The sequence below is a fragment of the Lactobacillus sp. B4007 genome, assembly GCF_026535895.1.
GTDB classification, from domain to species: domain Bacteria; phylum Bacillota; class Bacilli; order Lactobacillales; family Lactobacillaceae; genus Lactobacillus; species Lactobacillus panisapium.
This window is the reverse complement of sequence record NZ_JAFNPA010000001.1, coordinates 442,333-461,107: the sequence shown is the minus strand read 5'-3', so window position 1 is coordinate 461,107 and position 18,775 is coordinate 442,333. Positions and strand designations below refer to the sequence as shown.

At 38.6% G+C, this 18,775-nt stretch carries 16 protein-coding genes; 13 read left to right on the top strand and 3 right to left on the bottom strand.

The window, feature by feature from the left end:
- Positions 1 to 133 precede the first annotated feature (133 nt).
- From J3U54_RS02220 to J3U54_RS02210, 3 genes are read left to right on the top strand one after another with little or no spacing between them, the layout of a single operon-like run.
- The gene (locus J3U54_RS02220; RefSeq protein ID WP_103752519.1) at positions 134 to 2,110 is read left to right on the top strand and encodes a beta-glucoside-specific PTS transporter subunit IIABC; all 1,977 of its coding nucleotides are present in this window, start codon (positions 134 to 136) and stop codon (positions 2,108 to 2,110) included.
- Between the two features lie 25 nt (positions 2,111 to 2,135).
- Positions 2,136 to 3,581, top strand: coding sequence for a glycoside hydrolase family 1 protein (locus J3U54_RS02215; RefSeq protein WP_103752518.1), 1,446 nt, complete (start codon positions 2,136 to 2,138; stop codon positions 3,579 to 3,581).
- 31 nt (positions 3,582 to 3,612) lie between these two features.
- The gene (locus tag J3U54_RS02210; RefSeq protein WP_103752517.1) at positions 3,613 to 4,422 is read left to right on the top strand and encodes a histidine phosphatase family protein; all 810 of its coding nucleotides are present in this window, start codon (positions 3,613 to 3,615) and stop codon (positions 4,420 to 4,422) included.
- Positions 4,423 to 4,486: 64 nt separating this feature from the next.
- On the opposite strand, the gene J3U54_RS02205 is transcribed toward J3U54_RS02210, so the two are convergent.
- Positions 4,487 to 5,338: a helix-turn-helix domain-containing protein gene (locus J3U54_RS02205; RefSeq protein WP_103752516.1), complete on the bottom strand. Its 852-nt coding sequence runs from the start codon at positions 5,336 to 5,338 to the stop codon at positions 4,487 to 4,489.
- A 109-nt stretch (positions 5,339 to 5,447) separates the two neighbouring features.
- On the opposite strand from J3U54_RS02205, the gene J3U54_RS02200 reads away from it, so the two are divergent.
- Entirely contained in the window at positions 5,448 to 6,677 is a 1,230-nt protein-coding gene (locus tag J3U54_RS02200; RefSeq protein ID WP_103752515.1) for an MFS transporter, read from the top strand.
- A gap of 104 nt (positions 6,678 to 6,781) precedes the next feature.
- Here the strand turns inward: J3U54_RS02200 and J3U54_RS02195 are convergent, their stop codons facing one another.
- Positions 6,782 to 8,020 (bottom strand): MFS transporter, encoded by a 1,239-nt coding sequence (locus J3U54_RS02195; RefSeq protein ID WP_103752514.1) that lies wholly within the window; start codon positions 8,018 to 8,020, stop codon positions 6,782 to 6,784.
- Between the two features lie 145 nt (positions 8,021 to 8,165).
- Here J3U54_RS02195 and J3U54_RS02190 point away from each other — a divergent pair, with 145 nt between their 5' ends.
- From J3U54_RS02190 to J3U54_RS02150, 9 genes are all read left to right on the top strand, one after another.
- Entirely contained in the window at positions 8,166 to 9,098 is a 933-nt protein-coding gene (locus tag J3U54_RS02190; RefSeq protein ID WP_220268649.1) for a cytochrome C5, read from the top strand.
- Positions 9,099 to 9,364: 266 nt separating this feature from the next.
- Positions 9,365 to 10,708 carry a 6-phospho-alpha-glucosidase gene (locus J3U54_RS02185; protein WP_220268648.1) on the top strand — a complete coding sequence of 448 codons (1,344 nt, stop codon included), beginning with the start codon at positions 9,365 to 9,367 and terminating at the stop codon, positions 10,706 to 10,708.
- Positions 10,709 to 10,725: 17 nt separating this feature from the next.
- Positions 10,726 to 12,345 carry an alpha-glucoside-specific PTS transporter subunit IIBC gene (locus tag J3U54_RS02180; protein WP_267384918.1) on the top strand — a complete coding sequence of 540 codons (1,620 nt, stop codon included), beginning with the start codon at positions 10,726 to 10,728 and terminating at the stop codon, positions 12,343 to 12,345.
- 97 nt (positions 12,346 to 12,442) lie between these two features.
- On the top strand, positions 12,443 to 13,234 hold the full coding sequence (locus J3U54_RS02175) for a MurR/RpiR family transcriptional regulator (protein WP_220268646.1): 792 nt from the start codon (positions 12,443 to 12,445) through the stop codon (positions 13,232 to 13,234).
- Positions 13,224 to 13,715, top strand: a complete 492-nt coding sequence (locus J3U54_RS02170) for a hypothetical protein (protein ID WP_267384914.1) — start codon at positions 13,224 to 13,226, stop codon at positions 13,713 to 13,715. Before J3U54_RS02175 ends, J3U54_RS02170 begins: the two co-directional genes overlap by 11 nt.
- Positions 13,716 to 13,728: 13 nt before the next feature.
- Positions 13,729 to 14,211, top strand: coding sequence for a PTS sugar transporter subunit IIA (locus J3U54_RS02165; RefSeq protein ID WP_267384913.1), 483 nt, complete (start codon positions 13,729 to 13,731; stop codon positions 14,209 to 14,211).
- 130 nt (positions 14,212 to 14,341) lie between these two features.
- Positions 14,342 to 14,590, top strand: coding sequence for a hypothetical protein (locus J3U54_RS02160; protein WP_220234902.1), 249 nt, complete (start codon positions 14,342 to 14,344; stop codon positions 14,588 to 14,590).
- Positions 14,591 to 14,900: 310 nt separating this feature from the next.
- On the top strand, positions 14,901 to 15,167 hold the full coding sequence (locus J3U54_RS02155) for a type II toxin-antitoxin system RelB/DinJ family antitoxin (protein WP_220232435.1): 267 nt from the start codon (positions 14,901 to 14,903) through the stop codon (positions 15,165 to 15,167).
- 18 nt (positions 15,168 to 15,185) lie between these two features.
- A complete protein-coding gene (locus J3U54_RS02150; protein WP_220268642.1) occupies positions 15,186 to 15,563 on the top strand; it encodes a type II toxin-antitoxin system YafQ family toxin in 378 nt (125 codons plus the stop codon).
- A 111-nt stretch (positions 15,564 to 15,674) separates the two neighbouring features.
- Here the strand turns inward: J3U54_RS02150 and J3U54_RS02145 are convergent, their stop codons facing one another.
- The gene (locus J3U54_RS02145) at positions 15,675 to 18,668 is read right to left on the bottom strand and encodes a TIM-barrel domain-containing protein (RefSeq protein ID WP_267384910.1); all 2,994 of its coding nucleotides are present in this window, start codon (positions 18,666 to 18,668) and stop codon (positions 15,675 to 15,677) included.
- Positions 18,669 to 18,775 lie beyond the last annotated feature (107 nt).

Below are 18,775 nucleotides of genomic sequence, written 5' to 3'. Positions count from 1 at the left end.
TTTAAACGGTGTGTTACTGTTTTACAGGCATTAACCCGAGAACATAAAGAAAACTTCCTTGTTTCATCCTTAATTGAATGTTTGCAAGAGGTCTTCTTTAAGTCCCCGGGTTTTGTGATTTTTGGAGGAAAAGATGGCTTACGAAGAATTAAGTCGTGAAATTATCGCCAACGTTGGTGGTAAAGATAATGTAGCCAGCGTGGTGCATTGTACAACACGTTTGCGCTTTAAGTTAAAGGATGCTTCAAAGGCAAACGATGAAAAAATGAAGGCAATTGATGGTGTCTTGTCATTAGTTAAGTCTGGTGGTCAATACCAAGTTGTTATTGGTAATAACGTTGCTGATGTTTACGATACCCTAATTAAAATTGGTGGTTTCGGTGATGGTGGCTCAGTTCCTGATGATTATGTGGACACAAGCAACATGAGCTTGACAGATAAATTTATTGACCTAATTTCCGGTATCTTCAACCCAATTTTAGGGCCAATGTGTGCTGCCGGAATGATCAAAGGTTTCAACGCCATGTTCTTGGCATTTGGTTGGGTTACTGCTAATAACGGAACCTACATTATCCTAAATGCAATTGGTGATAGTTTGTTTTACTTCATGCCAATCATTTTAGGAATTTCATCAGCTAAAAAGTTTGGTATTAACCTCTACTTAGGGGCAACCATTGGTGCCGCACTTTGCTACCCATCAATTGTAGCAATGGCTGGTAGCAAAACCGCTTTATTTACAGTGTTTAAGGGAACATTCCTACAAGCACCAGTTCATATGACTTTCTTGGGTATCCCAGTTATCTCAATGAACTATACAACTTCGGTTATTCCAATTATTATTGCAGTTTGGTTTGCTTCGAAAGTCCAAAAGGTTGCGAAAAAAGTTATTCCTGATGTGGTCAAGACCTTTTTAGTACCTTTTGTTGTCTTATTGATTACTGTTCCGATTACTTTCTTAGTTATCGGGCCAATTGCCACTTGGGTAGGTAATGCAATTGCTCAAATTGTTAGTGCAATTTACAACTTCAGCCCAGTCTTGGCCGGTATCTTAATGGGTGCTTTCTGGCAAGTATTTGTTATCTTCGGCGTTCACTGGGGCTTTGTTGCCGTTATGATGACCAATATTGCTGCTATGGGCTTTGACCCAATTGTTGGTTTATCACTTGCTGCATCATTTGCTCAAACCGGTGTTGTTTTAGCTATTATTTTCCAAACTAAGAATGAAAAGACCCGTAGTATTGCAATTCCTGCATTCGTTTCCGGAATCTTTGGTGTTACTGAACCAGCAATCTATGGTGTGACATTACCACGTAAAAAACCATTTATCATCAGTTGTATTGCTTCCGCAATCGGTGGTGGCTTAATCGGGTTCTTCAAGACTAAGCTTTATATTATGGCCGGAATGGGAATCTTCTCAATTCCTGGTGCCATTGGTAAAAACGGCGTTGACAGTACTGTTTACGGCTTAATTATTGCTATGGTTGTTGCTACTATCCTAGGTTTTGCATTACAAATGATCTTTGGTGGTAAATCGGTTGATGAAACACTTGATGAACAAGTTGCTTTGGCTAATGCGAATGCCGCAGAAGGTGCAGATTCCGCAGATGCTACTGCAGAAACTTCAACTACTGCTAAACCAGCTGAAGTTACTTACAATGAACCTGAAAAATTAGTTGCGCCATTAAACGGAACAATCGTTGCGTTAAAAGATGTTAAAGATGAAGTTTTCTCCAGCGGCTCAATGGGTCAAGGTGTTGCAATTGAACCAAAAGAAGGTAAAGTATGTGCACCATTTGACTGTGAAGTTGCCATGACTTTCCCAACAGGCCATGCAATTGGTTTAAGATCAGCTAAGGGTGCTGAAGTAATGATCCATATTGGTATGGATACGGTTGAATTAGATGGTGAAGGCTTTAAAATATTAGTTGAGAAGGATCAATCTGTTAAAGCGGGCGATCCACTCATTGAGTTTGACTTGGCAGCTATTAAGAAGGCTGGTTATGAAGTTACAACTCCGGTAATTGTAACAAATACTAACAATTACCACGAAGTTAATGTTGTTGCTAGTGGCGAAGTATCAATCGGTGATCAGCTGCTAGACTTAGAATAATCGGGCGAGAAAGAGGAGTATACACATGAATACAAACAATTTCCCTAAAGGCTTTTTATGGGGTGGCGCCACAGCGGCTAACCAACTCGAAGGTGCGTATCAAGAAGGAGGCAAGGGCTTGTCTCTTCCTGATGTTTTGCCTGGTGGTAAAGAGCGGATGAAGATTATTGCTTCACCAGATTTTGATTTCAAAATCGATCCTAAATATGTTTATCCTAACCACATTGGAATCGATCACTATCACCACTATAGGGAAGATATTGAATTATTTGCGGAAATGGGCTTCAAATGCTACCGTTTCTCAATCGCTTGGTCACGTATTTTTCCTAACGGTGACGAAGAAGAGCCAAATGAAGAAGGACTTAAGTTCTACGATGGGGTAATTGATGAGTGCTTAAAGCACAATATTGAACCTGTAATTACGATTTCACACTATGAACTTCCTTTGCACTTGATTACTGAATACGGTAGCTGGAAGAACAAGAAGTTGATCGACTTCTATGAACGTTTTGCTAGAACCGTATTAACTCGCTACAAGGACAAAGTTAAGTACTGGATGACTTTCAACGAAATTAACAGTGCTGCTCACTTCCCAATCATGAGCCAAGGCTTGACTGTAAGTAACGGCGCTCTTGACAAGAAGAATGTTTACCAATCCTGGCACAACCAATTCGTTGCCAGTGCTAAAGCTGTTAAAATCGGTCATGAATTAAATCCTGATATGAAGATTGGCTGCATGATTCTTTATGCAACAACTTATAGCTATGATTCAGATCCAAAGAATCAAATTGCTACGCTGCAAGAAAATCAAGCAAACAATTTCTTCTGTGCTGATGTACAAGTTCGGGGCCATTACCCAGCATACACGAAGAGCTTATTAGCTCGTCAAGGCGTTAAGTTAAGCGACATTGACTACAGCGATGAAGAACTTGACTTGCTAGCTAAATACCCGGTTGATTACATTGGCTTTAGCTACTACATGTCATCTGTTGTTGATGTTACTCACGAAAACCAAGAAACGACTAACGGTAACTTGATGGGTGGTGTTAAGAATCCATTCTTGAAATCAAGTGACTGGGGTTGGCAAATTGACCCAACTGGCTTAAGAATTGCACTTAACGAATTATCTGATCGTTATGAAAAGCCATTATTCATTGTTGAAAATGGTTTGGGTGCCATTGATCAACCCGATGAAAATCACTATGTTGCTGATGATTACCGTATTGATTACTTGCGTGAACACATTGAAGCTATTTCAGAAGCCATTAATGATGGTGCAGACGTGATGGGTTATACGCCATGGGGCTGTATTGACTTAGTCAGTGCTTCTACGGGAGAAATGTCAAAACGCTATGGCTTTATCTACGTTGATGAAAACGATGAAGGTAAGGGTACCTTCAACCGTTACAAAAAGAAGTCATTTGATTGGTACAAGAAAGTTATTGAAACTAATGGTGGCGATTTAGCCTAAACTCAAGTAATAGTTTGGAGTGAGCGAGAAAATGAAACGGCGTGTGACAAAATTTTTACTAGCGTTAGCAAGTCTTATCGGAGCAGTCACAATTGGCACTAATCAAGCTGAGGCAAAAAGTAATAATAAACCGGTGACGATTTATTTGACCCGTCATGGCGAAACTACTGCTAACGTGATGCACCTTGCTCAAGGCTGGAGTGATTATACTCTAACTGATAATGGTGTCAAGGGTGCTGAGTATCTTGGTAAAGGTCTGAAGGGAATTAAGTTTAAAGCAGCTTATTCCGGTGACTTAACAAGACAGGAAAAGACTGCACAGGGTGCTTTAAAGTATTCTGGCAATAAAAAAGTTAAACTAAAAATTGATTGGCGTTTGCGTGAATGTAACTACGGTAGTTATGAAGGCCGCCCTGATGTAGCGCAGAATGTACCAGAAATTGCCCAATACTTTGGTTATGATAGTATTGCTGATTTTCAGGCTAAGACTGGCAAATTATTTCAAAATAAGATGCAAGACGGTTATTATGCCTTAGACCAGGAAAATAAGTTAAATACCAGCTTACCAGCACAATATCGTGCGGAAAGTACTGAAGCTGTTCAAAAGCGAATGACGGCGGTATTGACGAAAATTGCAAAAAGTCAACACAAAGGCGGCAACGTCTTAGTTGTGAGCTCTGGGATGGCAATTAATCTCTTCTTGTCGACGCAAAACTACCCTGCTTTTCAAGGGACTGGCCTTGCGAATGACTCAGTTACTAAATTAGTTTACCAAAAGGGTAAATTTAACTTAGTCGGCGAAATCGGCAGTTTGAAGTATTACAATGCTGGCCAAAAATAGAGTTTAGCTAATATTAGAAAAAGCGTGATTTTAAATCACGCTTTTTTTAACCCCAAATTAGCGGTTAGTTGGTATTTTCATCGATCAGTTTTTGACAGTGCTGACTAAATTTTTCCATTCCGATTAAGGAAAGCTGCTTAACCTGCATTTCACAATTATCAAGATAAACTTGTAGTGGCTCATAGTGATAACTAATTAAATTTTCCAGTAAGAAGAGCACCATTTTACTGAAACATGTACTGGGCTTAGTAGGCACTTTCTTCGACATTTTGATCATTTGTGTGGCATTTTCATAAGATTGATGCTTAATGCTGATACCAATCATGTTAATTAAAATACCGAGAACTAAAAATTGAATCTTTTCATCATTGCTTCTACTGAATTTTTTGAAAATCTTTTTTGTAATCGTTAAATTACTGGTAAAGTCAAAAAAATACATGTAATTGCAGAAATTTTTTAGGGATTCTTGGTCCAAATTATCTTCATTGTAGAACTTATTTTTCAACTGCTGCTTTTCTTTTAAACTGAGTTTTTCAGGTGAACTGTTTGCAGTATAAATTAAAGTGTTGAGCTTAAGAATCAAGTCTTCTTTGTTATGCACAGCACTTTTGGCGATAGCATCTTTAATAGCGGAGAGCTGGTCGATATCGAACTTATAATAGGCATCAATTGATTTTGAAATTACGTTTTTCTTGAGTTCATCTTCAGATTTTGACCGGTAGTCTAATTTGCTAAAAAAACTAGCAAGATCAATATGGTTATAGCGCAGTATTTCAATCAAATCCTGAGCAGAAATCCTAGTAGTATTCTTCTCAATTTTAGAATAAAATGAGGGGCTAACAATATCACCGATCCATGCCCGCTGCGTCTTACCTGCTTCTTGTCGATATTGCCGTAGTAAGCTTCCAATAGTCATTAAAATTTCTCCGAAAAATTAGTTTCATATATGACACTTTCACTATTTAAAATTTTAACACAAATATAATTATGTTATCAGTAAATAAATAGAGGAAGTAAATTAATTCATGGACATATTTTTCAAAAATAAATATTATCGCCGATTTTCAATCGCTAGTATTCTATCAAGTGCTGGCGATATTCTTTTTTACTTAGCCTTGATGACTTATGCTAGTAAGTTGAAAAATTACTCATTAGCTCTTTCACTGATTGCCATTTCCGAGTCGGTACCTAGACTACTTTCAAGTGTCGGGGGCTATCTTGCCGATCGGACGCATAACAAATACGAAAAGATTGTTTGGCTTGCAATGATTAGGGGGGCACTCTATTTATTAGTTGGTTTTCTTTTTAGTCAAAATATTGCCGGTTGGAATCTGGTAATGATGGTTATCGTCATTAACTTCATTTCTGATACAGCCGGAACGTATTCAAGCGGTCTGTCCACACCTTTAATAGTTGATTTAGTGGAAGAAGACCAAGTTGCCAAGGCAACGGGTTTTACAAGCGGCGTTTCCCAAGTGATTACGACCATTGCCCAGTTTGTCGGCTCAGGCCTGTTATTGTTCATGTCTTATTCAACTCTAGCAGTTATTAACGGCTTAACTTTTATTGCTGCTGGCCTAATTTATTTGTCGATTGCCCGTAAAAATAAGGATGCAGCAATTAATCAAGATGTTGATGAGCAGAGCTTTTTAAGTACGCTTGCCTTGTCTTTTCGCCAGGTTAAAAAGGCGAGTGGTCTGTTAACTACCGTGATGGTTATTGCCTTAATGAATGGTATTTTGAGTACAATTGAGCCAATATTATCGATTGTCGTTGCTGGCAATAAAAGCATAATGGTCATTGGCACCTATACTTTCACAATTGCAGTTATTGGTGCGGCAGCAGCGGTGGGCTCCGCTTTAGGTAGTATTGTTGGAACAATGATTTTCAAAAAGGTTTCGGTCTATGTGATCGTCTTACTGGCTTTATTCTCTGCAGCCTGCGTTCTTGTGTCCACGATGAGTAAACAAATAATTTTTTGTTTAGTTACTTATGCCTTATTAGGCTTTTTTGTAGGAACAGCTAGTCCGAAGTTAACGCAGTGGCTGGTTGCAACGGTTGACCGCAAGATTTTGTCATCATCAGTTGGCCTGTTAAATACAATTTTGTTAGTGATTACACCATTAATGACAATCCTGTTTACCAGTATTTCAGCGGCATCAAATGCTAATATTGCGCTGATAGGGATGCTGATTACCAGTATTATAGTTTTCAGTATTACAGTTGTCGTTATGATTAAAACCAAAGAAAATTAAGTCCGTTTTTTTACTGAATTTAAGAACAAGCTAAAAGGACTAGTTCTAAGCTAATAGCTCGAACTAGTCCTTTAGTTTTTATTTGCTTTTTTAATAGTTATTGTCTACTGCCGTTTGGGTTGGTGAAAACTAAAGAAGATAATCAAAATAAAGTTTATCAATAAAGTTAAGCCAGTAGTCCAAAAGACAGTTGCATAATTAAATACTCCGGATATGGTTGACCCCATTAGTGAACCAAAGACTGATCCGACCGCCTGAAAGGACTGGTTGTAACTGAAAATGCGACCAAAGCTTTCTGGTGGCGTGTTAAGAGTTAAAACCGTCTGCGCTGCCGGCAGCATTGCGGCACTGGCAATTCCCAGCAAAAAGCGCAATCCAGCTAATACCCACGGTGAATGTGTGAGTGCCATTGGAACAAAGAGGATGGCGCCAACAATTAGTCCAACGCGAAGAATCTTTAGCGGACCAATTTCGTCCATTTTGTGGCCGATTTTGGAAGCGGCAATCAACGTACCAAGCCCCGGTGTTGCAGCAACGACACCAGCAACAAAGGCAATATTTTTACTGTTGGGCATCATTGATTTGACGTAAAGTGAAACAATCGGGTCAATTGACATGTTGGCGGCTTGAACTAATAGCGTTGTTGCAAACATTGCAATAATTAACTTAACATTAGGCAAAGTATGCATAATTTCTTTCATTGGTTTCATTTCTTCACGCGAAACTGGGGTGAATTTTTCGTGAACTAAGAAAGTTGAGCCAAAGAAGACTAACACCATTAAGAACCCAGTGATGAAGAAAGGAATCCGGTATCCCCAAGCTCCACCAAGCCAGTTACCAAAGAAATTAGACAAAACCCCGCCAAGTAAAGGTCCAACTAGGTTTCCAGCAGTTCCTGCGGTCATCATTTGGCTCATAACCCAGCCGCTTTTTTGATGAGGAGTTTCACCAGCAATCAATGCGGTAGCATTATTAATGTAGCCAGAAAAAGCTCCCTGAATAAACCGCATGACAATGATGTAAATTGCATTGGGAGCAAATCCGGTAGCTGTGATAGTCAGAGCCATTACGCCTGAAGCACGCATACACATCAATTTGCGGCCCTTACGGTCAGCTAAATTGCCCCAATATGGTGAAACTATTGCCTGGGCAATAAATGTCATTGCAAAAGCCAAGCCTGAGTAAAGACTGATTTGTAATTGACTATAATGACCAAGGTCGGCAATAAAAAGTGAAATAAAGGGCATTGTCATCGAGTAACCCATTCCTGTAATGAAACAACCTAGCCACAGGGTATAAAAGGCTTTGTGCCATCCAGCTGGCAACTTATCTGAACTTTTCAAAGTATCCTCATCTTTCCGTTTGAATTTTTAACAAAAACATTATCTTTTTTATTCTAGCACAATAAAATTGCTAAGAATTTGCAAAAAAGGGTAAACTTAGCCCCAAAACGTGATAAGATATTGTCTCTGAAAGGAAGGGTGCTGTATGAGTCAGGATTCACATATGACTAGACGTGAATATCGCAAAAAGTATGCGAATGAGAATGCTGAAACGGTTAATTCTGCTGCTACCAAAAGGCCCGCTAAAGAGAATCCGGCTGAATCACCACGAGCTGATTACCGTCACCTTAAACTAAACTTTTGGGAAATCTTTTCTGATCGGCCTTATGTCGCAGTGGCGATTGTTGTATTGGCCATCTTTTTTGTGATGGCTAAATTATGGTGGTTATTATTGCTATTAGCAATAATAGTGGCTGTCGGCATTTTCATCATCGGTCATAGCCATCACCCAGATCGTGTTCTCAGCCTGGAATTTAAAATGAAGGCTTCCAGAAAGCTTAATATGCTGCGCGCACTGCAATTTGGTGGCTCTATTCTCATGTTTTTAGCAACTTACATGAAGAAAGTTGTCACTGTTAATTTTCCGGAAGCAGGCTCAACCGACGGCTTACAAGTTATCCAAGGCATTTTATCGAATCGTGGCGGGATTTATGGGCAACAAGGCTCATATATTCTTAGCTTGCTCAATACTTTTACTGGGGGACAACTTTGGGGCAAGTACCGCTATGCGACTAATAGTGCGCAAATGATGAATAGCAGCGCCGGCAGGCTGATTATTATTTGGGTTCTTGTGTTGATGATAGCACCAGCATTCTGCGTCATGGCACAGTTTTTCCGTGAGCCTTATTCACGAAATACGGCACTAGTCGCGTCAGTCATTGCTACCATAACTTTTATTTTGACTCCACGGTTATTGCGTAAATGGATTGTGGAATACGCGGTGGAAAACCGAATGGCTAGTCAGCAAGCACAAGCTGCAATTAGTGTTGGTCCTATGGCATACGTTGCCATACTCTGTGCAATCTTAGTTTTGGTCATTTCCATTTATCGTGTAATTAAGAAAGACCGGTTTGAATGACCAGGATTTAGTCATTTTTAACTTTAAAAATCATTTTAAAAGCACTGTAGGTGAGTAACTACAGTGCTTTTTTAGTACAACTAGATCTTGGGATAATTCTTTTTGAAATATATTTCAGCGCGCGAAACGCTTATTTCAAGTTATGAAATACTTATTCGCTTTTTCAGAAAGCGGATACAAAATGAGCAAAATCTGATATAAATATAAATAAGCTAGCTTATGAAGACAGCTCAAATTGGGCAATTTGATTAAAAAAGGAGAAAACAATGTCTGCAACTGATAAACGTTATTCTGTCGTAATTGCCGGTGGGGGTAGCACTTTTACACCCGGCTTTGTCTTAAGCTTAATTGCTAATGAGGATCGTTTTCCACTCAGAAAGCTGAAATTTTATGATAACGATGAAGAAAGACAAAAGAAAATTGGTGATGCCTGCGCAATTATCATAAAAGAACGTGCACCCCAAATAGAATTTTCGTATACCACTGATCCTAAAGAAGCATTTACTGATGTTGATTTCGTAATGGGATCAATTCGGGTCGGCAAATATAAAATGCGCAGTTATGATGAAAAAATTCCTTTAAGATATGGGGTTAATGGGCAAGAAACTACCGGACCCGGCGGGATGGCTTATGGCCTGCGCTCAATTCCAGCCATTATCGAAATTATCGACTGGATGGAGAAATATTCACCAAATGCTTGGATGATTAATTATTCTAATACCATTGCCATTGTTGCAGAAGCATGCCGACGCTTGCGGCCGCATGCAAAAGTAATCAATATTTGTGACATGCCGGTTGAAATCATGACTAGAATGGCTCAGATTTGTGGCTTAAATGATTACCATGACCTGGATGTTAATTATTATGGCCTTAACCACTTTGGCTGGTGGAAGGAAGTTCGTGACAAAAAAACTGGTAAGGATTTAATGCCACAACTTAAAGATTATATTGCTCAAAATGGTTACTGGATTGGAGGCAAATTTGATCAGGAAACCGAAAAAAGCTGGGCGGAAACATTTAAGAAAGCTAAGGATTGTTATGTACTAGATCCAGAGACTTTGCCTAATACTTACTTGCAATATTATTATTATCCGCAATATGAAGTCGCAAATGCTGACCCACAACACACTAGAACCGATGAGATCCGGGAATATCGACAAAAGATTGTCTTTGATGAATGTGCGCGCATTGTGGACGCAGGAACCGCAAAAGGTAATATCTGGGAAGCAAACGTGGAACATTCAAATTATATTGTCGATATTTGTCATGCAATTGCCTATAATACGCACGAAAAATTCTTTGCTAACATTCCTAATAATGGGGCAATTGCTAATATTGATCCTGATTCGGTGGTTGAAGTACCGTGCTGGTTTGGTGCTGACGGTGTTCAGCCAATGGCAACTGGCAGATCCGGCGAATTTGAACGTGCGATGATAATAGAACAACAAACTTGTGAGAAACTTGTGGTTGATGCATATGAACACCATTCTTATACCAAAATGTGGCAGGCGTTTGCACTTAATAAAACTGTTCCAGATGCTCTGGTTGCCAAAAAGATTCTTGACGATATGATTCTAGTAAATAAGCCATACTGGCCAGAACTTAACTAGTTAGGAGCTGATTGCTTATGATGCAGAAATTCCAAAAGTTTGGAGCGGCAATGTTCGTACCTGTACTTTTGTTCTCGTTTGCGGGAATTGTAGTAGCAATTGGTAGTCTGTTTACTAATCAAGCTGTTTTTGGTTCGCTTGCCAATCAAGGTACGACTTGGAACTCTATCTGGGATACAGTTACAGCCGGTGGCTGGACGGTTTTTAAACAGGAAGCATTGCTTTTTGTGGTCGGTTTACCAATTGGCCTAGCTAATAAGGCTAAGGGAAGGGCCGCAATGGAGTCATTAATTACTTATATGACATATAATTATTTTATTGGTGCAATTTTAACACATTGGGGTGCAAGCTTCGGTATACCTAACTTTACTAAAATTCAACTAATAGAAAACTCAACCAACCATGGCTTGACGGAAATAGCTGGTATTAAGACACTTGATACCAGTATGATTGGCGCATTGGTAGTTGCAGGAATAGTAATTTGGTTACATAACCATTATTTTGACAAAAAGCTGCCTGAATGGCTAGGAACCTTTCAGGGTTCAACATATGTTTATATTCTTGGCTTTTTTGTCATGATTCCTCTTGCCTTCATCACTTGCTGGGGCTGGCCAAAAGTTCAGCTGGGAATTAGTGGAATGCAACATTTTATCCTTAATAGTGGCGTAATTGGCGTTTGGATTTATAATTTTTTGAATCGAGTCTTAATTCCTACGGGTTTGCATCACTTGGTTTATATTCCATTTCAATATGGTCCAGCAGTAGTAGCTGGAGGTTTGCAACCTTGGTGGTTAAAGCATCTAACCCAGTTTGCCTTAAGTACAAAGCCTTTAAAGCAATTAGCCCCGGCAATGGGCTTTCAATTATGGGGCAACGAAAAAATTTTCTTGGCTCCAGTAATTTGTCTAGCCTTTTATGTTACTGCTAAAAAGGACAAGAAAAAACAGACTTCAGCCTTATTGATTCCGGCTGCGTTAACTTCCTTTTTTGCTGGCATTACAGAGCCAATCGACTTTACTTACTTATTTGCAGCTCCTGTTTTATGGATCATTTATTCTGTTTTAGCTGCTACTATGAATACTGTAATGTTTTGTTTTGGTGTAGTTGGTAACTTTATTTTTGGAAGTATCGATATGGCAGCTGAAAACTGGATTCCTTTGTGGGCAAACCACTGGCAGACCTATTTAGTTCAATTTGCAATTGGCTTGATTTTTGCGGCAATTACCTTCTTTATCTTTAAGTTTATGATCGAAAAATTTGATTATGCGACTCCCGGCCGAGAAGCAGACAACGAAGATGTTCATTTGTTAAATAAGAAAGAATATCAAGTCAAAAAGGCCAAGCAGCAGGCTCAAACTTCAGGTAGCTCGGCGGAAAGTGATCCCTACATTACTAGGGCTACGGCCTTTCTCGACTTGCTAGGTGGTTCCACAAACATTACTGAATTAAGTTCATGTGCGACCCGCTTGCGAGTATCTGTCAAGGATCCCGCTAAAATGGGCTCGGATGCCCAGTTTAAAGAAGCTAAAGCAATTAACGTTGTGCATCATGGCAAAGCCATCCAGGTTATTGTGGGGCTAGATGTTGCTCAAGTTCTTGAAGCTATGCAAGAATTAATAAAAAACGATCTTAATTAGAACAAAGCTCAATGACTTTAAAGCGCTTTTATAATTAAAAGTTATAATTAAAAGTTAAGTATAATGAATTAGTAACTATTTTATATGGAGCGTATTAATGTCAAAATTAAAATCCCTAATTTATCAAAATAGTAGCAAGTTGAATGATTCTGAAATACGGATCATTCAATTTGTTCTAGACAATGCTAAATTGTGTAAGAAATTGAGTCTTTCCGAATTAGCAGAAAAATTGTATGTTTCGAGATCGGCAATTTTTCGTTTGTGTAAGCATCTTGGTTTAAGTGGCTATACCGAATTAAAATTTTATTTAAATGAGGTTTGCTTAGAAAATGAGCAGAATAACAATAAAATGAACTTTGCCAATAACTTTGGAGCAGATCTGGAAAAAGAAACTGAGAATTTACGTAAATATTTTGACTCGCTTGACTTGGCCAGATTTTATACTGAGCTAAGCAATGCTAGTAACGTTTATATTTATTCAACAGGCTGGATTCAGCAAATGTTATCCAATTATTTATCGCATGAATTGTTACTTTTTGGTATTTCTTCGATTGTACTGCCTGCCGCGATTAGCGAGTTGGAAATGGTGGGTAAAATTGCGCAAAAAGGGGATATGCTGTTTATTATTTCATACACAGGCGATAATAAAGAAATTAATGACGAACTAACGAAGTTTGAATTAGTTAATAATAAGTTACGTTACGTTTCTTTCACGGACTTAAAGCAGAACGAACTTGCTTCGCTTTCTGATTATAATTTTTACTATCCTACAATTAAATTTACTACTACCAAAAATGCCTCATTTATTATGGCTTATTCATTAGTTGATTTTTTGGTAAATAAGTTTGATATTTGGCGGAAAGAAAAAAGTGAACAAAATGATAAGTAAAACGAACAATTTTGTTATTAAACTTTTAGATAGAGCACATTTAGATACCAGCAAAATTTTAAACACTTATATTGCTGCTTTAATTATCATACCGCTATTTTTTGCCGGCTTTGTTGCTTATGAAGCCAGTTTAACTGCACAAAGTTTAGCCGCGATCTTAACGGCAACTCCGATAATTGCGGTTGACATGATTATGATGATTATCAACTTTATCTTTGGTTATTATTTGTGGCTAAATAAGGAAAAAATTTTAGCCGATTTACCTACTTACCGCTTTTTTATGCTGTGCCAGGCAATTGGTCAAATCATGGCGGGTAATTTTATTTGCGTATTATTGGCTATGGGTGGACTTGTTCGCACAAATGGTATAAACCAGAAAGAGCAGAGTAATAATAAACTGATTCGGGGAGCTTCAGTAATTTTTCTGCTTATATTTGGCTTGTGTTTAATTTTGACCATTTGGTTAAGTAGTAAGAAGTAAAAGGTGATAACAAATGTTTAATTTATTTAAAAAGAAAGATTTTACGGTAAGTGCGGCGGCAGACGGCGAATTGTTGCCACTCACAGAAGTCAAGGATGAAGTGTTTTCGACTAAAATGTTAGGAGACGGCTTTGCGATTAAGCCAACAGATGGGAAAATTTATGCTCCAATTGCAGGTAAAATTACTACCGTTTTTCCCACCAAGCATGCTATCGGAATCACGGCAAAAAATAATTTGGAAATATTGGTTCATTTGGGGATTGATACGGTTGAATTAAAGGGAAAACCTTTTAATGTCTTTGTCCAAGAGGGTGATTCAGTTAAACAAGGTGCCCCGCTGGCTGAGATGGACACAGTGGTAATTACCGGAGCAAATTATGATGATACGGTGATTATTGTTTATACTAATATGGATATTATTGATTCTGTTTCATCAATTTCACCCGGTAAAGTTGAACACGGACAAGAAATTCAAACGATTAAGTTCAAGAGTTAATTTTTTGATGAATCATTAGCTTGAAATCATGATAGAATTTTGGTTATATATTAAAATTAAAATTACTATGATTAGGGCGAACTAGTCCTAAAATACTATGTTATTAGTTACCGAAAAGATGGTAGTAAAAATGGATTTACTGAAGTTATTAGAAAAGCAGAACTTACCCAAGAAAAATGAACAAGCTTTAATTACTGCCGCAATTTCGCAATTAAAGCAACATGAAAATGAGTATCAGGTACGAAGCAGGCTATTAATCAAATTAAGTGAGCTTGCTCGAAGCATGACGCTATCTAAGGAGGGCATTGACTTGCTTACTAAGTTAAATCAGCCAGATAAAAATGAAGATATTGCTTTATCTTCGACTACCTGGTTTTAAGCTTACTAAGTTTTTAGAGACAAAAAAGAAGAGTTTGGCAAGAAACTAGCTCTTTAAACTAAAATAAAGCGGAAAAAACATTTTTTAGTGTTTTTTCTGCTTTTTCTTGATTACAGCTTTTAATTCTTCTACCTTGATCCATGTGAGTTTTTTTGTAATAAATATGTTGAATGACTAAGTATCTCATAAGTAGAAATTAGTTCTCTAGAACTGCTAAATTAGAAAAGTGGCGCTTCTTAATATCATTGATTAAAACTATATAATGGCTTTTGTACGACTTTTGGCGTACAATGACAATGAGGTGGTAAATATGGATAGAATTGAAGCTAGAATTGATTCAGCAACTAAAAATAAGGCAAAAGCAGTACTTGCTAATCATGGTTTGACTATTTCTGAATTTGTTCGAATGACAGTTACTACTGTAGCAAACAATGGGTTACCTAAATACTATTCTTTTCCTAACCAAGAGTTAAGCAACTCTTTACAAGAAGTGACCGATGATTTAACTGGAAAAAAGAAGCTGCCAGAGGCTCATAGTTTTGAAGAATTAGAAGAAATGCTCAACTCAGATGAATAGCTGGAGCTTGAGAAATAAATGATGAAAGCAATCAAATATACTAAGGTATTTAAAAAACAGCTAAAGAAACGAAGACAGGACTCAAAATGGCATTCAGTATTTAATGGGACACTTCCTTATGAACTTGATAAACAAGAACGGAGTCCGTGGGAATTCATTATTCGTTGTTTAATTGAAGATCATAAAATACCCGATTATTTTCACCCACATGCTTTAGAAGGCTTAAATAACATAAAAAAGCAAATCAAAAAGCAGCTAAATGATGCCCAAGCAACAATAATTGTTCTGGAGCTTCATTTTGATGGCCATAGTGGTGATCATTTATTAGTTTACGTGCCTACACAAAAAACAGTTTTTCTAGCTGGAATAGGTACGCATAGTGAATTGTTTAAATAAATTATCTATAAGTAAAAACAGGCAAAACACTTTTTTCAGTGTTTTGCCTGTTTCTTTATTCAAAGAGCTAGTTTCTACTCAGACTCTTCTTTTTGTTTTACTGCTATTTAGTTATCGTTTAGCTCTGAAAAAAATGATTTCACGTGCGGCAACCAAAGGTCCGGAGCTTTGATAAATGGTGAGACGAACGGCCTTTGCCCGCACATCGCGTAAGCCAACTACTTTATTTTTACTGTCGGCTCGCCATTTTAGGTGCTCGGCATACAAGTTGTAATTTTCACCATCAGTTGAAACAGCAACACTGATATCTGTTGGGTCGCCTTCGTGATCAATGTTACGGGGAACAAAAGTCATCCGACTTAACTTTTCAATATCATTAAAGGTAAAAGTTAATTCCAGAGGCTTATCCGGCGCAATACTCTGCTCAGTTTGCCATTCACTGGCCATCTTGAGGTCGGTCAAGTATGCGAGCGGATGGTGCGGCTTGCTATCGCAGTTGCTGGAAACGGTAATCTCCTGAATTGCATAGTCCTCGGCTGCGTGCTTAGTAATTACGCCGAAAAGATCAGACCATTCTGATACGCGATTGCCCACAACATAGCGCATTCGGATGATATAGCGGGTATTAGGCGTCAGTTCATGGAACGTAAAACTATTACCCTTAATTCCTTCGTACAGGATATTGTTAATTTCAACTTGAACTTCGTCAGCTTGTGACCAAGCGAGTTCAAATGAATGAGCTGTGATTTTGCTGGAATCAACTGAAGGAAGTTTCGGTGAGGGAATAATCCCACTGGTAATTGAATGAACCATGACTTTGCTGCTGTAAGTAAAGTTACGCACCGTCACTTCAATTTTGGTAGTTGCAATTTCACGGCTAGCAAGCTTAATTTGGAGAGCCTTTTGCTTTTGGTCATGATATTGATCAAATTCAGCTAAGGAATAGTTAGTGTTATAAAAAATTCCTTCGTGCGCTAAGTTAAAGGCATCAAGCGAGCCGTAGACCTGGAGCGGAACAATTTGGTCATTTATTTTAATAATAACATTATCGGGATAAGAATCGCATAATAAAGTTAAATTGGTTCCTTGCTCTGCTTCCAGATCAGGGTATTTGCCTTTAACCGGATTAATAGTAACTGTCAGCTTTTCCTCATCAAGCTTGCTGGTAATCTGAGTCTTGCAATAGTTATGTTCAAAATCGGTTAAGCCATCATCGTCGTAAATTTCTGCCTGGCTGTTTCCTTGTGGATAAATGACATAGTCACGCTTGCCAAAATCAAAGATACTGCCACCACGGACAAAGACTGGCAAATGCCAGGTTGGGTAGGTTAAGTTATTGTAAACACGACCACCAGCATATTTTTCGCCGGTAAAAAGATCAATCCACATTGTGTGCTTACCCGGCAGGTATAAATTGTCCTTGCGGGAATTGCCCTCTTCATCTTCGCGGCCGTTAGTAATAGGTGCAATTAGCAAATTGTTACCTAGCATGAACTCGGTACCGAATTGTTCGGTGTAATTAGTCCGCTCATCTGGAAAAGCAATAAATAGTGGCTGCAAGATAAGATTGCCTTCGCGTGCATGTGCATTAAGAGTGTATAAATAATTTTTCAGGCGGCTGTGCAACTGCAAATAGGCGCGGTTAATTTCCGTAATTTTCCGATTGTAAGCAAACGGTGTTTTGCTAAAGTCACCTTGGTCATCAATGTTGAAAAGAAGGGGTGTGAATGCTTTCCATTCGAAGTCGCGAACATTAATTTGCGCATTGCCACCGCCTAAAAGGCCGTCAACTGCCGCTCCAGCAAGTGGTTGTCCTGACAAATTAGAGCCTAATAAACCGGCAACTTGAGTGGTGATACTCTCCCAATTACCCCCAACATCACCATAGATTATGGCGGCGTCTTTTTGTATACCGGCAAAGCCGGAGTTACTTAAGACCAGTGGCCGCTTGCGTTGTAGTTCTGTTTTCAGTTTCTCAGTATCCGAAGCAGTTAAGTTGGGGTTATTACTGTAAGTAAAGGCGGTTTTTGCTGGTAAAGTTGCGTCTTCTTCATGCCATAAGCCGGGATGAACGCCTTGATTTAACGCATAGTCGTTAAAAAAGGCGAGAGCTTGCTCATTAGTTGCTTGAACGCCGTAATTGGGTACAAACCAGCTTAATGGGATGTGCATGGCTTTATAACGGTCAATCATTGCCCTTGCTGAAAAGTGATAATTTTCTTCACCGTTAAGTGATGCTTTTCCCGAGGCAGAATTTTCATCGCTCGTCCGCAGATAAAAATTATTGTTAATTTTTGTTGCGTTGCGAACTGATGCTGCACTAGGCTGCCAAAGAGTGGTACAAAAATTGCCTAGATGTCCTAAGCCAAGCATATATTTAGGCAATAGGATAGGTTTTCCGGTTAGCTGATAAAATTTAGCAAGAAGTTCCTGCGGGGTGTTGCCTACCAGGTAAAAATTGTCAAAAAGTTGATCTTGGTGTGTCAACGTAGTGACGCTGTGATTTTTCTGCCCAAAATCATATGTACCGCTTTGAACAGTATTACGTAATTCACCATAGCCTGCGTTGGACCAGAAGAATGGGACTTGCGTGACAACCCCGCCTTCGCCTGTGATCTGGTCATGCTTAATTTGAATTTTCCGACCTTTATGACTAAAATAACCGTTTTGCAAACCGCCACCAAAGTAAAATTCGTTTTTATTTTGGACTAAAAATTCGCTAGTTTGCTCAGCACCAAATTCTAATGGGCTAGATTGCGACATTCTCGTTCGGTGCAAAGTTTCATCGAAGATACTCATAATAGCCGGCTTTTGCCAAAAAATAACTTGGTAATTACCCGAGTGAATAATTAATGAGTCGTTAGTTGCCCGTACCTGTGAACGCTCAAAAGCATTGTTATCAAATTTAGCTAGCTGAATAAATGAAGCTGGCTGTTCAGTGAAATTTTGTTCGGGATCAAGGATTAGACGAAAAATTCCATCGGCCAAAATGTAGAAGTGTGCCACTTCACCAGTTGCAAAGTGCAACTCATAATAGTTATCGCACTTACTTGCACCGGTCAATGCCCCTAATTGATGTCTATTTATTTGCGTGTCTTGTATCATGATTTTGCTTCCTATATAGTCTACCTATACCTATTATAACTAAAAAAACAAAACTTTCCGTACTATTTGTAATTCAACTGGTAATGACCAGTGCATTAAGCTAAAAT